Origin of the sequence: Micromonospora zamorensis, assembly GCF_900090275.1 — a bacterium.
In the GTDB taxonomy this organism is placed as follows: Bacteria; Actinomycetota; Actinomycetes; order Mycobacteriales; family Micromonosporaceae; genus Micromonospora; species Micromonospora zamorensis.
On record NZ_LT607755.1, the window covers coordinates 3,699,414 to 3,714,091 of the forward strand.

Consider the following 14,678-nt stretch of genomic DNA (forward strand, 5'->3'; position numbering starts at 1 on the left):
CGACACCTTCGCGGCCCTACGCACCCCCAACAGGGCGACCAGGGCGAGAAGGATGACGGCTCTCCGACGTCACGGTTCGACGAGGTCCTCGTCGTCCAGCACCGTCGCCGGGTCACGTGCCGTCGTGCGGAACCGTTGCTGGTAGGCCCGTGGCGACACTCCAACCCGGGCGAGGAACATCCGGCGCAATGTCTCCGGGCTGCCGATGCCGACCTGTTGGGCGCAGGCGGTGACCGACTGGCCCGCGTGCAGCAGGCGGATGGCCGCGTCGACCCGCACGCCCTCCACGTACTTGCCGGGGCTGCTGCCCAACTCCTGCCGGAACAGCCGGGAGAGGTGACGCGGGCTGACATGAGCCCGACTGGCGAGGGCGGTCACCGAGTGGTCGCCGGCCGGGTCCGCTGCCACCGCGTCGGTCACCTGTCGCAGCACCGGGGTGCCCGGTCGGGGCAGGGCCAGCGAGGGAGAGAACTGCGACTGACCGCCGGGCCGTTGCAGGAACACGACCAGTGACTGCGCGACCGACCGGGCGATCTCCTCGCCATGGTCGCGCTCCACCAGGGCCAGCGCGAGGTCGATGCCCGCGGACACACCGGCGGACGTGAAGATCGTCCCGTCCTGCACGAAGATGGCATCGGGCTCCACCCGCACCCTCGGGAACGCGGCAGCGAGCAGTCGGGCATGCTGCCAGTGCGTCGTCGCGCGCCGGCCGTCCAGCAGGCCGGCGCCGGCCAGCACGAAGGCGCCGGTGCAAACCGAGGCCGTACGAGCGGCCCGGCGGGACAGAGCCGTCGCGGCGGCGGTGAGTTCAGCACTGATCGGGCTCGTCGGGAGCGCATCGCCGCCAACCACGAGGGCGGTCCCGACGTCGGTCGCCGAGTCGACGTCGCCGTCCACGGGGACGCGCATACCCGTCGAGGCGCGCACCGCGGCGCCGTCGCTGGAGCGCACCTCCAGCTCGTACCGTGCGCCGAACCTGGCGGCCTCCGCGAATACCTCGAACGGCCCGGCCAGGTCGAGTAGCTTCATCCCGTCGAAGACCAGAGCCGTCACCCGGTGCGGCTCTGCCGCCGGACTGCCCACAGCGTTGGCCCCCTTCACCCATGTCCCGATCTGAGGGAAGCATGGCAGATGGGACGGGGCGCTGGTCGGTCCGCTCGGGTGACGCTTGACGCATCGGAGCCCGGCCGGGCCCCCGGACCGACAGGAACCTCCATGAGCCAGACGATCGCCGGCATCGAGATCCCCGACTCACGGCTCGCCAACGACGCCACCGAGCTCGTCCGCCAGGCCACCGACGACCTGCTGTTCCATCACTCCCGGCGGGTCTTCGTCTTCGGCTCGCTCCAGGGTCGGCGGCTCGGCCTGAAGGCCGACCCCGAGCTGCTCTACGTGGGCGCGATGTTCCACGACCTGGGGCTGACCGAACGCTACCGTCGCGACGATCAGCGCTTCGAACTCGACGGCGCGGACGAGGCACGCCGCTTCCTCCGGTCGAACGGCATCGGCGAGCGCGAGGCGCGGCTCGTGTGGGAGGGCATCGCCCTGCACACCACACCGGAGGTCCCGTACCGCCTGGAGCCCGAGGTCGCCCTCGTCACCGCCGGGGTCGAGACGGACGTGCTCGGCATCGGCTACCACGAGTTGTCGCCCGCCGACATCGCGGCGGTCACCACGGCGCACCCGCGGCCGAACTTCAAGCGAGCCATCGTCGACGCGTTCGCCGACGGCTTCCGGCACCGGCCGGACACCACCTTCGGCACCGTCAACGGTGACGTGCTGGAGCACCGGGTGCCCGGCTACCGCCACATCGACTTCGTCCGGGTCATCGAGGAGTCCGCCTGGCCCGAATGAGACCCGGGGCCTAGGCCTGCGGGTGGCCGAAGAGACCAGGAAGGCCGCCGGTGTGCAGAAAGATCACCCGGTCGCCGTGCGGGAAGCTGCCGGCCAGCAGCGCAGCCATCGCCCGACCGGTGTACGTCGGGTCCAGGAAGACCCCCTCTTCGCGCGCGGTTGTCTCCAACGCCGCCCGCGCCGCGTCGGTGAACGTGCGGTACCCGGCGCCCACCTGGGAGCCGTCGATCCGCAGTGCGCCCGGCTCGACCTCGCCGACGAGCAGCCCGGCGACAGTCGCGCGCGGGTCGGGCACGGCGCCGACACTCACGCCGACCACCCGCTCGGCGCCCAGTTCCCGTACGAGGCCGGCCATCGTCCCACCGGAGCCGAGCGCGACCACGACCTCGGCCGAGTCGATGTCCGGCACCTGGGCGCGCAGCTCCCGAGCGCAGTCCACGTAACCCTGGGTGGACGCGGGCGAGGTGCCGCCGAACGGGATGAGGTACGCCGATCGGCTCTCCGCCTCGTGCGCCACCACCTCGGCGAGCGGTCGGTGCCCGCCCCAGACGATCTCGGCGCCGGCGAGCCCGTCGAGCAGCAGGTTGCCGCGCTGGTCGTCCGAGGGCGGGCCGTCGAGCACCAGCACGCAGGCGAGGCCGAGCCGGGCGGCCGCGGCGGCGGTGAGGCGGGCGTGGTTGCTCTGCGGTGCGCCGGAGGTGATCACGGTGGTGGCGCCGACTGCGAGCGCCTCGGCGCAGGTGTACTGCAACTTGCGGATCTTGTTGCCGCCCCCACCGAGGCCGTTGAGGTCGTCACGCTTGAACCAGAGGTCGGCCAGGCCCAGCCGGGCGGCGAGCCGGGGCGCGGCCTCCAGCGGAGTCGGCCAGGTGCCGAGGGAAACGGGGGCGATCATCCGTGCAGCTAATCACTCCACTGCCCCGCCCGCAGCACCTCGGCCGACAGTGGCAGATGACGCGTCAGCCCCGACGCACCGCGGCACGCGGCAGCGGGCCGACGTCCGAGTGGCGACCGGGTCGGAGTGCCGCGTGCCGCTGTCCAGGTCCGGCGCCGTCGCGGGCGGCGAGCACATCCGCCACCGCGCCGGTGGCGAACCCGTAGATGGACTTGTGCACCATGTCGATGGCGAGTTCCGCACGTGGCCAGGTCAGCGGGGGCGCCCCCACACCGGTGGCGTTCTCCAGGATCTGGTCGCTGGTCAGGCGCACCGCCGTGAACATCCCCGAGGCCCAGGTGCCGCGCAGGCCGGCCTGGGCCATGACACTTCGCAGCACGCCGACCAGCGCGCCCTGCCCGTAGTGCATCGCCAGGTTCTGCCACCGCGGCTGCTGCCCCGGACGTTCCGGCAGGCCAGTCAGCCGTGCCAACACTCGGGCCGGCACGTACGAGTCGGGTCGGCCTGTCACCCGTTGCTCGACCTTCTCGGCGGCCGTCATCACCGCCGCCCCCACCAGACCTGCCACCAGTCCCTGCCACACCGCTCTCTTCAGCATGGTGGACGCCCTACCCAGTGGACGGGTACTCACACCCGTCTCCAGCCTCGCGTGGCCGCCGGATCCAGGTCCCGGAGGACGGTTTGGTTTGTGCCCGCTTGCCGTGGGTAGCGTGATTTTCGGGTCAAGACACGCGCCCTTCGATGGTCATCCCTGCCTCGCGCCCACACGCGGCGGGTGGGCACCCTCGTCGATGGCGGAGGCAACGTGTGACGGACCGGATTCCTCTTCCGCAGCCACCACTCCACGGCCGTGTCCTCAGCGCGGCCCGGGTGGCGCCGCACCCTGCCCTCCGCGTATGTCCCACCTCCCCCGACAAAGGAGAGAGATGTTCAACCCCCTGGACCACAAAGGAATCCCGCTCGACGGTCAGATCCGCAACTGGCGTGAACTGAACGTCGAGCCCATCGACCCGGAGGCGGTCGACCCGTACACCCGGTGCCGGATCATCACGATGAACGGCATCGAGGTCGAGGCGATCAACTTCCAGCACCAGTTCGCCCGGAACTGCCCGGACCAGGAGGTCCGCCGGCAGCTCGCCTACGTCCGGTACGTGGAGAGCCAGCAGCAGAGGGTGGTGAACTGGCTGCTTCCCGGCGTCGCCAGCGTGCTCGAGACGACGCTCGGCTACGAACAGGTGGCCGTCGACCTCACCGCCTGGGTGGCCCGACACGAACCCGACCCCTACCTCAAGCAGGCGTACGAGTTCGGCGTGCTGGAGGACTTCGACCACCTGTACCGCTACGCCAACCTCTACGAGATGGTCGAACGGCGTAAGGCGGAAAAGATCGTCAACGGTCTCACCGAGGTCATGCCGGGTCGGCCGACCATTCAGGAGCATCGGCACCCCTTCGACGAGGTTCGCACCCCGTACGACCGCAACTCGGTGGACCCGCGCTCGAAGCTGCACGCGTTGACGATCCTCTCGGCAGAGCAGCAGGTGATGTTCTACTACATGAACGTCGGCCCGCAGTACATGGAACCGATCGCGCGCCAGCTCTACCAGGAGATCAGCCTGATCGAGCAGGAGCACGTCACCCACTACGAGTCCCTGCTGGACCCGGGCGAGAACTGGTGGGAGCGGCTGCTCACCCACGAGTACAACGAGTGCTGGCTCTACTACTCCTTCCTGCAACAGGAGAGCGACCCCCGGATCAAGGCGGTCTGGGAGCTGCACCTGCAGATGGAGCTGGCTCACCTCCAGCAGGCCGCCGACCTGTTGCGCCGGCACGACGGCCGGGAACCCGAGGAGATCGTCGGCACGGCCGGGTTGCCGGAGCCGCTGACCTTCGAGCCCAACAAGGATTACCTGCGCCACCTGCTGGCCACCCAGATGGATCTCACCAAGCTCGGCGAGGGCTACGTCCGTGAGGCCCACGAGCGTTTCGAGTGGATGCAGGAGCAACTGCACGACGGCCAGAAGCCGCCGAGCGAGCAGGTCATCGACATGCACAGGGAACGCTTCGGTGACGAGTACCGCATGGAGACCGAGGGGCCGCACCCGATTGAGGCGCTGCGCGCCGAAGGAGGCAGCCATGCCTGACGCCGACGCTCCGACCACGCCCGGGCCCGAGGAGGACGTGGTCGACCTGCTGCTCGCGCAGCACGCCCAGATCGAGCAGCTCTTCCTGCTGGTCATCGGCAGCACCGGCGACATCCGGCGGGACGCCTTCGACGATCTGGTCAAGCTCCTCGCCGCGCACGAGACCGCCGAGGAGGAGGTCGTCCACCCGCTCGCCCGGACGCTGCCCGGTGGGGGTGGGGACGCGATGGTCGACGACCGGCTCGACGAGGAGCGGCAGGCGAAGGAGACCCTGCAAACCCTGATCAAGGGCGGTGTGGACGCGGACGGCTTCGACACCGGGATCGTCCTGCTGCGCGACGCCGTACTCACGCACGCCCGATACGAGGAACGCTACGAGTTCCCCCAGCTGCGCCAGCACGTCCCGGTCGACCGGCTGCGCGGCCTCGCCACCGCCGTGCGGGCGGCGGAGGCGTCCGCGCCGACGCGGCCGCATCCCAGCGCCCAGTCCGCGAAGGGCAACCTGGCCGCTGGCCCGGTGCTGGCCGTCATCGACCGGGTACGCGACGCGGTGCGCAAGCCGTCGGAGAGCTGACCGGAATCAGGCGGGCGGTGATCCGGTCCGCGTGATCTGCCGACAGGGCCACCCGCCTCGCGCGGGTGGCCCTGTCGGTGAGCATCGTGCAGTCGCGGCGTGGCTCACCCGCGCTTCTTTCCGACGGCCTGGGCGACAAGGGCCTCCGCGACCTCGCGCACCTTGCGGTTGGTGTCCTGGGAGATCTTCGACAGCAGCGCGAACGCCTCCTCCGACGAGCACCGCCGGTCCCCCATGATGATCCCTTTGGCCTGCTCGATCACGGCTCGGCTGCGCATCGCCTCCTGCATCTGCGCTGCCAGTGTGGCGGCGTTCTCGTACAGGTGCGCGTTGGCCAGGGCCACCGCCGCGTACGCGGCGAAGCCTTCCGCGTTCGCGATCGAGGACGAATCGAAGGCGTTCGGCGAGTCGCTGTAGACGTTGAGCGCGCCCACCACCGACCCCTGGATGGGAAGCCCGATCGAGAGAGAGCTCTGCACCCCGGCGGCGCGGGCCTTCTCCGCCCATGCGGGCCAGCGATCTTCGGTGGTCATGTCCGGCACCGAGATGGTGTCACCGCTGGCGGACGCGTCCAGGCACGGGCCGCGGTGCTCCTCGTACTGCCACTCGTCCAACTTACGGGCCAACTCGCCGGTGAACGCCCCGGTCGAACCGACCTGCCCCCGAACCAGGGTGACGGTCACCTCCCTGGTCCCGGGAATGCTCCGGTTGGCGAGTTCGGCGATCCGCCCCAGCATGTCGTCGAGGCTGATCTCGTCGAGTCTGACCCGGCTCAGCTCGGCCAACGCGTCAGCAGGTTGCATCGTCGGCTGCGTCATCGCCGTGGGCCCTCCTCGATCAGCGTCCGCCAAAATGCGACATTCCGGGATGGCCGGCACCCCGTCAACTGCGCTCCGGGGCGTTCGTCGTCAATCTTGGTCCTACCCCCTGGATCACCCACTCACACCCCGCCGGAAACCTGGCGGGCCGCGATCAGTTCAGGCAGGTCGGGCCCGGGAGGCCCGGGCAGTGACCCGTCACACCGAGCCGGCGAACTGGCTGACGTGGTAGGCGGTGCTGCGGCCATCCGGCGTACGCGTCCACTTGGAGACCATCAGGTGAAGATCGTTGGCGTTGCGACTCGACCAGGGGTGGATGAACCCGCCGTAGAGCGCGGGCTCCTGCCAGCTCGTCACCTGGATCTTCTCCGCCGTCCACGCCCGGTCCGGTCCGGACGCGGTCCGGGTGACCAGGCACCCGTTCTGGCAGTTCAGGTATGACATCACCCAGGTCCCGTCGGCCAGGCGGCGCACCGACGGTTCACCGAAACGGCCGGTGAGGATGGGTGTGCAGGGCCGGCCCCAGCCCCAGTTGGTGCCGTTCCAGCCCCAGCCCTCGTACGACTCGGGGTAGAACAGCCGGTCCCAGCGGACACGGCGCAGCATCATCGGGCCGTCCTGCCGCCCGGCGCGCACCGAGAAGACGTAGACGTGATCGCCGTCGCGCTGCATGGTCCACATCTGGAACGGGTCCCTGTTGTCCGGGCTGTTCCACCACTTGAGCGGCGTACGGACGAAGTCGTTGCCGTTGTCGGAGAACGCCAGCCCCGCGTAGCGGGACTTCCACTGCGGCCCGGCCGGGCCGGCGGAGTTCCAGTTCTCGATGCTCATGTAGGAGATGACCTGCCGGCCGGTCTCCGGGAAGCTGATGCCGTCGTTGGGGATGACTGTCACCTCCGGCAGGCCGTCGATGCCGATGCCGTGGTGGCCGTTGTGCATCAGCTCGGGCGCGCGTCCGTTGCCTGCGACCCGGGCGGCGCTGTCAAAGACCACTCCACCCGGGGCGGCGGGGTGGACGGCGGAACGCAGCATCACCGGTGAGCGCCAGTCGTTCGGCACGGGCGGCCCCTCGGGCCACGGCGTGTCGAAGGTGTCGCCGAAGAGGTAACCGATCGAGCCGTTCTCCAGCACGTACGGGATGCCCAGATCGGTGCCGGCCACCCGCCAGCGGCTGGAGGTGTCGAGGTCGGCACCGGTCAGCCGCTTCTTCCACACCGCAGCCTGGGCCGGCGCTGCCGTTGTCAGGACCGTGCCGACGGCACCGAGCGCGCCGGCTGCACCTATCGCGGCGGCGCGACCGAGCAGCGAGCGACGACGCACACCCATGGCTGTCCCCTCCGGTCGGATCGATGCCCTCGACACCGGTTGCGGGCGAGTAAACCCGCGACAATCGTCGGTGTCAATACCTGCCCGCCCTGACCCGTGCAATGAAGGAATTCTTCATAACACATTGACATCGATCATCGCCCTGATGACACTCTCAGCATTCGATACGGGTGTCCGAGGCGGTTCGCGACGCCACCAGGATGGCCGCTCGACCCCCTGGGAGGAGCAGCGTGAGACGTACTCTCCTGGCCCTGCTGGTCGCCCTCGGCACCGCCGCGGCGACGGTCGCGGCGGCGCCCGCGCAGGCCGACCCGGTCGGCACCCTGGCCTGCACCTCCATCCCGGCCAACCGCGACCCCGCGGTGACCCTGGTCGTCTACCGGGTCGCCCGCGCGCACAACGCCAACGACAAGGTGACGCTGTCCGCCTTCGAGGCGGGCTGGGTCGAGTCACACATGAACAACCTGCCGTGTGGCGACAAGTCGTCGCTCGGGGTCTTCCAGCAGCGCTGGGACTACGGCTGGGGAACGCCAGAGCAGATCATGGACCCGGTCTACGCCAGCACCCAGTACGTCACCCGGGCGATCGTCTGCGACCGCAACAACCCGGGGTTCAGCGCCGGCCAGGTCGCCCAGTGCGTCCAACGGTCGGGTTTTCCCGACCGGTACGACCAGGCGGCCGCCACCGCGCGGGCCCAGCTCAACGAGGCGGCCCGGACCCACGCCATCGCCGGCGGATCCGCCACCGACGTCACCGGCGACGGCCGCAACGACATCGTCGGCTTCACCCAGAACGCCCTCGCCGACGTCTACGTGGCCACCTCCACCGGCGGCTCGTTCGCCGGCACCTCGGTGAAGTGGAACGAATTCTTCTCCATCGGTGGCGAGACCGCCTCCACCGGCGACGTCAACGGCGACGGCCGGGACGACATCGTCACCTTCGCCCACAGCAACACCGGCGACGTGTACGTCGCGCTGTCCACCGGCACTTCGTTCGGCGGCGAAGGGAAGTGGCACGACTGGTTCGCACCGGGTGCGGAGATCGGCGCGGTCGGCGACGTCGACGGTGACGGGCGCGACGACCTCGTCGCGTTCACCCACAACCCCGCCGGAGACGTGTACGTCGCGCTGTCCACCGGCACCGGCTTCGGCCCCGGCCTCAAGTGGCACGAGTACTTCAGCCCGTTCGGCGAGTTTCCCGCGCTCGGTGACGTCAACGGCGACGGCCGCGACGACATCGTCACCTTCACCCAGGGCCCCGCCACCGCCAGTGACGTCATCGTCGCCCTGTCGAACGGCAGCTCGTTCGGTGCCGCGCAGAAGTGGCACGACCTGTTCGCCGTCGGCGCCGAACTGCCCCGCGTCGGTGACATCAACGGCGACGGCCGCGACGACATCGTCACCTTCACCTGCAACGCCGACGCCGACGTGTACGCCGCCACCTCCACCGGCACCGGCTTCGCCGGGACGACAGTGAAGTGGAACGACTACTTCTGCCTGGCCGGCGAGTTCCCCTACCTCGGTGACGCCGACGGGGACGGCAGGGACGACCTCATCGTCTTCACCAAGGGCGGCACCAACGACGTCCACGTCGCACGCTCCACCGGCACCGGTTTCCTCGGCGCCACCAGATGGCACGACTTCTTCGGCCTCAACGGCGAGACAACGCTGTGACCCGCGGATTGGAGACCCCATGCGGCTGACCAGGCGCAGGTGCGCCCTCATTCTGGCGGCGGTACTCGCCGGGCAGGTCGCGACCGCGCCGGCCGACGCGGCCCGGCCGGTGGCGCCCGGCCGGCTCGCCGCGGACTTCGCCCGGGCCTCCGCCGAGTTCGACGTGCCCCGCGACCTGCTGGTCGCCGTGGGCTACGGCGAGACCCGCCTGGACGGGCACGGCGGCCTGCCCAGCCAGGCCAACGGATTCGGCGTCATGCACCTCGTCAGCAACCCCACCCAGCACAGCCTGGAACGGGCGGCCACGCTCACCGGCGAGCCGGTCGACCGGCTGCGCTCGGTCACCTCGGCCAACATTCGCGGAGGCGCCGCGGTGCTGCGTGACCTGGCCGACAGCGAGGGACTGACCGCCGGTGCGCGCGACCGGCTCTCCGCCTGGTACCCGGTGGTGGCGCGTTACAGCGCCGCCACCGACGACTCGACGGCCCGGCTCTACGCCGACCACGTCTACGACCTGCTGCGGACCGGCATCGCGGCCACCACCGTGCGGGTCGCCGCGCAGCCGGTGCGCCCCGAACTCGGCCGGTACGCGTCGATCACCCCGGCCGGCGCCGGCCCAAACGTCGCCGCGGCGGCGGTGCCGGAGTACGGGCCGGCCCGCTGGGTCTCCGCCTACGGCGGCAACTACCAGGCCGGCCGGTCGTCACGGATCACCACCGTCGTGGTGCACGTGACCCAGGGGTCGTACGCCGGCACGGTGAGCTGGTTCCAGAACCCGTCGGCGGGGGTGAGCGCGCACTACGTGGTGAAGTCCAGCAACGGTGAGATCACCCAGATGGTGCGCGAGGGAGACACGGCCTACCACGCGCGCTCGGCCAACCCCTACGCGGTGGGCATCGAGCACGAGGGGTTCGTGGACAACCCGGCCTGGTTCACCGACGCCATGTACCGGTCGTCAGCCGCACTGACCCGCTACCTCTGTGACAAGTACGGGCTGCCGAAGACCCGCGCGGCGATCAGAGGGCACAACGAGATGCCCGGCAACGACCACACCGATCCCGGTCCGAACTGGAACTGGAACTACTACATCTCCCTGGTCAACGCCGGCGGCTCGGGAGGCCGCTACCTGGCGGGGTCCCCGACGGACTTCACCGGCGACGGCCGGGACGACGTCGTGAGCTTCACACAGGGCAGCCTCAACGACGTCTACGTGGCCACCTCCACCGGCAGCGCGTTCGCCGGTACGTCCGTGAAGTGGAACGACTTCTTCGGCCTCAACGGGGAGACCCTGCTGTCCGGGGACTTCAACGGCGACGGGCGCGACGACATCGTGGCCTTCACCCACGGCACCCTTGGCGACGTGTACGTGGCCCTCTCCACCGGCACCAGCTTCGGCGGTGGCCTGAAGTGGCATGACTGGTTCGCGCCGGGCGCGGAGGTCGGTGCGGTCGGCGACGTCGACGGCGACGGACGCGACGACATCATCGCGTTCACCCACGACACGAACGCCGACGTGTACGTGGCGCTCTCCACCGGCACAGGCTTCGGCCCCGGCCTCAAATGGCACGAGTACTTCTCGATCGCCGGGGAGTATCCGGCCCTCGGCGACGTCAACGGTGACGGCCGCGACGACATCATCACGTTCACGCAGGGACCGCTCACGGCGAGCGACGTGATCGTCGCCCTCTCCACAGGAAGCGGATTCGGCGCGCCCCAGACGTGGCACGACCTGTTCGCCGTCGGCGCCGAACAGCCCCGCGTCGGTGACATCAACGGCGACGGCCGCGACGACATCGTCACCTTCACCTGCAACGCCGACGCCGACGTCTACGCCGCCGTCTCCACCGGCACCTCATTCGTCGGCACCACAGTCAAGTGGAACGACCTCTTCTGCCTGCCCGGCGAGTTCCCCTACCTGGGTGACTACAACGGCGACGGCAAAGACGACATCGTCGCCTTCACCAAGGGCAGCTTCAACGACGTCCACGTCGGCCTCTCCACCGGCACCACCTTCCTCGGTGCCACCAAATGGCACGACTTCTTCGGCCTCAACGGCGAAACCACCCTCTGAGTACGTCAGGAGTCCCGCCATGTCCCGGCCTTCGCGTACCCCCGTCCTCCGCGCCCTGGTCGCGCTGCTCACCCTGGCCATGGCGGTCCTGACCGCCGCGGTGGTGTCACCCTCGCCAGCGATGGCCGCACCGAACTTCAAAGCGCCGTTCCCGTGCGGGCAACGCTGGACCTACGACCACCACAGCGCGGAGGTGCGGCAGGCGTTGGACTTCGTGCGCGCCGACGGCGGCGCCACCGGAGGCACCCCCCAGGTGGCGTCCGCAGCGGGTGTGGCCCGGCACTACTCCCAGCCCAGCGGGGCCGGCAACTACATCGTCGTCGACCACGGTGGGGGCTGGACGACCTACCACTTCCATCTCAGCGCCTACTCGGTCGCCAATGGCGCGTACGTGCAGCAGGGACAGCAGATCGGCATCACCGGCAGCACCGGCAACTCCTCCGGGCCGCACGTCCACTACGAGCAGCTCTACAACGGAGTCGGACAGACAATCGTCATCAACGGCGTCTCGCTCGCTCCCTACCCGGCCCAGTACAACCAGAAGTACCTGGTCAGTGACAACTGCGGCGCCTCGTCGGGCGGCCGCTACCTGGCCGGCTCGCCGACGGACTTCACCGGTGACGGTCGCGACGACATCGTCGCCTTCACCCGCGGCTCACTCAACGACGTGTACGTGTCGGCGTCCACCGGCTCCTCGTTCGCGGGGACGTCGGTGAAGTGGAACGACTTCTTCGGGCTCAACGACGAGACGCTGCTGTCCGGGGACTTCAACGGCGACGGGCGCGACGACATCGTGGCCTTCACCCACGGCTCGCTCGCCGACGTGTACGTGGCACTGTCGAACGGGTCGTCGTTCGCGGGCGCCACGAAGTGGCACGACTGGTTCGCCCCGAACGCCGAGGTGGCCGCCGTGGGGGACGTCAACGGCGACGGCCGCGACGACATCGTCGCCTTTACCCACGACGGCGCCGGGGACGTGTACGTCGCGTTGTCCTCCGGTTCGTCGTTCGCCGGAACGGCGCTCAAGTGGCACGAGTACTTCTCGATCGCCGGGGAGTATCCGGCCCTCGGCGACGTCAACGGTGACGGCCGCGACGACATCATCACGTTCACGCAGGGACCGCTCACGGCGAGCGACGTGATCGTCGCCCTCTCCACAGGAAGCGGATTCGGCGCGCCCCAGACGTGGCACGACCTGTTCGCCGTCGGCACCGAACAACCCCGCGTCGGCGACATCAACGGCGACGGCCGCGACGACATCGTCACCTTCACCTGCAACGCCGACGCCGACGTCTACGCCGCCGTCTCCACCGGCACCTCATTCGTCGGCACCACAGTCAAGTGGAACGACCTCTTCTGCCTGCCCGGCGAGTTCCCCTACCTGGGTGACTACAACGGCGACGGCAAGGACGACATCGTCGCCTTCACCAAGGGCAGCTTCAACGACGTCCACGTCGGCCTCTCCACCGGCACCACCTTCCTCGGCGCCACCAAATGGCACGACTTCTTCGGCCTGCCCAACGAGACCACCTTCTGACCCAGGGAGACTCCAATGCTCGACGTACCCCCGCCCGCGTCGATCAGCCGGCGCCGGCTGATCGGTGGCTCCGCGGCGGTCGCCGCCGCCGGGCTGTTCGCCGGCGCCCTCGCCGCGCCGTCCGCCGCCATGGCCGCCACCGACGGGTACGGCCTGCGCATCGTCGACCGCAACGAGAACGGCGGCCGCCTCCAGTACTACCGCTTCGCCACGGATGCCATCGAGTGGGACCCCGGCGTCAACGTGCTGCTGCCTGACGGCTACCACACCAGCGGCAAGCGGTACCCCGTGCTGTACCTGCTGCACGGTGGCAACGCCGACTTCCGCACCTTCCACCTCCAGGACAACATCATCGGTCTGACCGCCGGCCGGGAGGTCATCGTCGTCATGCCGGACGCGTCGACCGGCTGGTACTGCAATCCGGTGAACAGCTTCGTGGGACCGCGCAACTGGGAGACCTTCCACATCGCCCAGTTGCTGCCGTGGATCGACGCGAACTTCCGTACCTTCGCCGAGTACAACGGCCGCGCGGTGGCCGGCTTCTCGATGGGGGGCTTCGGTGCGTTGAAGTACGCGGCCAAGTACTACGGCCACTTCTGCTCGGTCAGCTCACACTCCGGGCCGGCCAGCCTGCGCCGGGACTTCGGGCTCGTCGTGCACTGGGCCAACGCCACCTCCGCCGCGCTGGACCTCGGTGGCGACACCGTCTACGGGATCCCGCTGTGGGACGAGGCGCGGGTCAGCGCCGACAACCCGGTCCAGCGCATACCGAGTTTCCAGAACAAGCGGATCTTCCTGGCGGCCGGCACGTCACCCGACCCGATCAACTGGTTCGACACCGTCAACGAAACCCAGGTGCTCGCCGGTCAGCGCGAGTTCCGCGCGGCACTCGCCCGCGCCGGCATCGCACACGAGTGGCGCGAGGTGCCCGGCGGGCACTTCTTCCGCCACGACCTGTTCGTCCAGGACCTCAACGGGATGCTCGGACGGCTACGCCGCGCCGGCTGAGATGGCCAGCGGCGGCTCGCTGTGGACGCGGCGTCGTGGCCACCGAACGGCACGGTAGCTTGCTGGTCATGGCCACGAGCGTCGACGTCAGTCGAGACCTCGCCAGCCGTGCCGACCCATGTCGCGCCGAGGCGTCGAGCCGTTTCCTGCAGATGGTCCCCGGCGGCTACGGCGAGGGCGACCGGGCCATCGGCGTGTCCGTGCCGGACCAGCGCACGGTGGCCGGCAGATACTGGCGCGACCTCTCCCTGGCCGAGACAACGACGCTGCTGCACTCCGACGTGCACGAGGAGAGGCTGACGTCGCTGCTCATCCTGGTCCGCAAGTTCACCAGGGGCCACGAGCAGGAACGGGGCGAGATCTACCGCCTCGTCCTGGCCAACACCGACCGCATCAACAACTGGGACCTGGTCGACTCGTCGGCGCCGTACATCGTCGGCCCCTGGCTCGTCGACAAGGAGCGCGGCGTCCTGGACCGGCTGGCCGGGTCTGACCTGGTGTGGGACCGGCGCATCGCCGTCATGGCGACTTTCGCCTTCATCAAGGCCGACGACTTCGAATGGACCTTCCGGCTCAGCGACCGGCTCCTCCAGGATCCGCACGACCTCGTCCGCAAGGCGGTGGGCTGGATGCTGCGTGAGGTGGGCAACCGGGACAGAGCGGCGGAGGAGGAGTTCCTGCTCCGCCGCTACCACGCCATGCCCCGGGTCATGCTGCGGTACGCGATCGAGAAGTTCGAACCGCAGCGACGGAGGGAGTACCTGTCCGGCACGCTCTAGGC

The 14,678-nt window shown here is 69.7% G+C and carries 13 protein-coding genes; 8 read left to right on the forward strand and 5 right to left on the reverse strand.

Annotated elements, in window-relative coordinates; genetic code table 11:
- Positions 1–69 precede the first annotated feature (69 nt).
- Entirely contained in the window at positions 70–1,083 is a 1,014-nt protein-coding gene (locus tag GA0070619_RS16265; RefSeq protein WP_231927062.1) for a GlxA family transcriptional regulator, read from the reverse strand.
- 132 nt (positions 1,084–1,215) lie between these two features.
- Between GA0070619_RS16265 and GA0070619_RS16270 the strand changes: the two genes are divergently transcribed.
- The gene (locus GA0070619_RS16270; RefSeq protein ID WP_088948865.1) at positions 1,216–1,854 is read left to right on the forward strand and encodes an HD domain-containing protein; all 639 of its coding nucleotides are present in this window, start codon (positions 1,216–1,218) and stop codon (positions 1,852–1,854) included.
- A gap of 10 nt (positions 1,855–1,864) precedes the next feature.
- On the opposite strand, the gene GA0070619_RS16275 is transcribed toward GA0070619_RS16270, so the two are convergent.
- Both GA0070619_RS16275 and GA0070619_RS16280 read right to left on the reverse strand, forming a co-directional pair.
- Positions 1,865–2,749 carry a pyridoxal-phosphate dependent enzyme gene (locus tag GA0070619_RS16275; RefSeq protein WP_088948866.1) on the reverse strand — a complete coding sequence of 295 codons (885 nt, stop codon included), beginning with the start codon at positions 2,747–2,749 and terminating at the stop codon, positions 1,865–1,867.
- Positions 2,750–2,813: 64 nt separating this feature from the next.
- Positions 2,814–3,347, reverse strand: coding sequence for a hypothetical protein (locus tag GA0070619_RS16280; RefSeq protein ID WP_088948867.1), 534 nt, complete (start codon positions 3,345–3,347; stop codon positions 2,814–2,816).
- 328 nt (positions 3,348–3,675) lie between these two features.
- Here GA0070619_RS16280 and GA0070619_RS16285 point away from each other — a divergent pair, with 328 nt between their 5' ends.
- A complete protein-coding gene (locus tag GA0070619_RS16285; protein WP_088948868.1) occupies positions 3,676–4,890 on the forward strand; it encodes a hypothetical protein in 1,215 nt (404 codons plus the stop codon).
- The gene (locus GA0070619_RS16290; RefSeq protein WP_088948869.1) at positions 4,883–5,464 is read left to right on the forward strand and encodes a hemerythrin domain-containing protein; all 582 of its coding nucleotides are present in this window, start codon (positions 4,883–4,885) and stop codon (positions 5,462–5,464) included. Before GA0070619_RS16285 ends, GA0070619_RS16290 begins: the two co-directional genes overlap by 8 nt.
- Positions 5,465–5,568: 104 nt before the next feature.
- Here GA0070619_RS16290 and GA0070619_RS16295 read toward each other — a convergent pair whose 3' ends face one another.
- Positions 5,569–6,282 carry a GAF and ANTAR domain-containing protein gene (locus GA0070619_RS16295; RefSeq protein ID WP_088948870.1) on the reverse strand — a complete coding sequence of 238 codons (714 nt, stop codon included), beginning with the start codon at positions 6,280–6,282 and terminating at the stop codon, positions 5,569–5,571.
- Between the two features lie 198 nt (positions 6,283–6,480).
- Positions 6,481–7,608 (reverse strand): DUF4185 domain-containing protein, encoded by a 1,128-nt coding sequence (locus GA0070619_RS16300; RefSeq protein WP_088948871.1) that lies wholly within the window; start codon positions 7,606–7,608, stop codon positions 6,481–6,483.
- A gap of 230 nt (positions 7,609–7,838) precedes the next feature.
- Here GA0070619_RS16300 and GA0070619_RS16305 point away from each other — a divergent pair, with 230 nt between their 5' ends.
- From GA0070619_RS16305 to GA0070619_RS16325, 5 genes are all read left to right on the forward strand, one after another.
- Positions 7,839–9,281 carry an FG-GAP repeat domain-containing protein gene (locus tag GA0070619_RS16305; RefSeq protein ID WP_088948872.1) on the forward strand — a complete coding sequence of 481 codons (1,443 nt, stop codon included), beginning with the start codon at positions 7,839–7,841 and terminating at the stop codon, positions 9,279–9,281.
- 19 nt (positions 9,282–9,300) lie between these two features.
- Positions 9,301–11,352, forward strand: coding sequence for an N-acetylmuramoyl-L-alanine amidase (locus GA0070619_RS16310; RefSeq protein ID WP_088948873.1), 2,052 nt, complete (start codon positions 9,301–9,303; stop codon positions 11,350–11,352).
- Positions 11,353–11,431: 79 nt separating this feature from the next.
- On the forward strand, positions 11,432–12,889 hold the full coding sequence (locus GA0070619_RS16315) for an FG-GAP-like repeat-containing protein (protein WP_088951839.1): 1,458 nt from the start codon (positions 11,432–11,434) through the stop codon (positions 12,887–12,889).
- 15 nt (positions 12,890–12,904) lie between these two features.
- The gene (locus GA0070619_RS16320; RefSeq protein ID WP_088948874.1) at positions 12,905–13,897 is read left to right on the forward strand and encodes an alpha/beta hydrolase; all 993 of its coding nucleotides are present in this window, start codon (positions 12,905–12,907) and stop codon (positions 13,895–13,897) included.
- A gap of 68 nt (positions 13,898–13,965) precedes the next feature.
- On the forward strand, positions 13,966–14,676 hold the full coding sequence (locus tag GA0070619_RS16325) for a DNA alkylation repair protein (protein ID WP_088951840.1): 711 nt from the start codon (positions 13,966–13,968) through the stop codon (positions 14,674–14,676).
- Positions 14,677–14,678 lie beyond the last annotated feature (2 nt).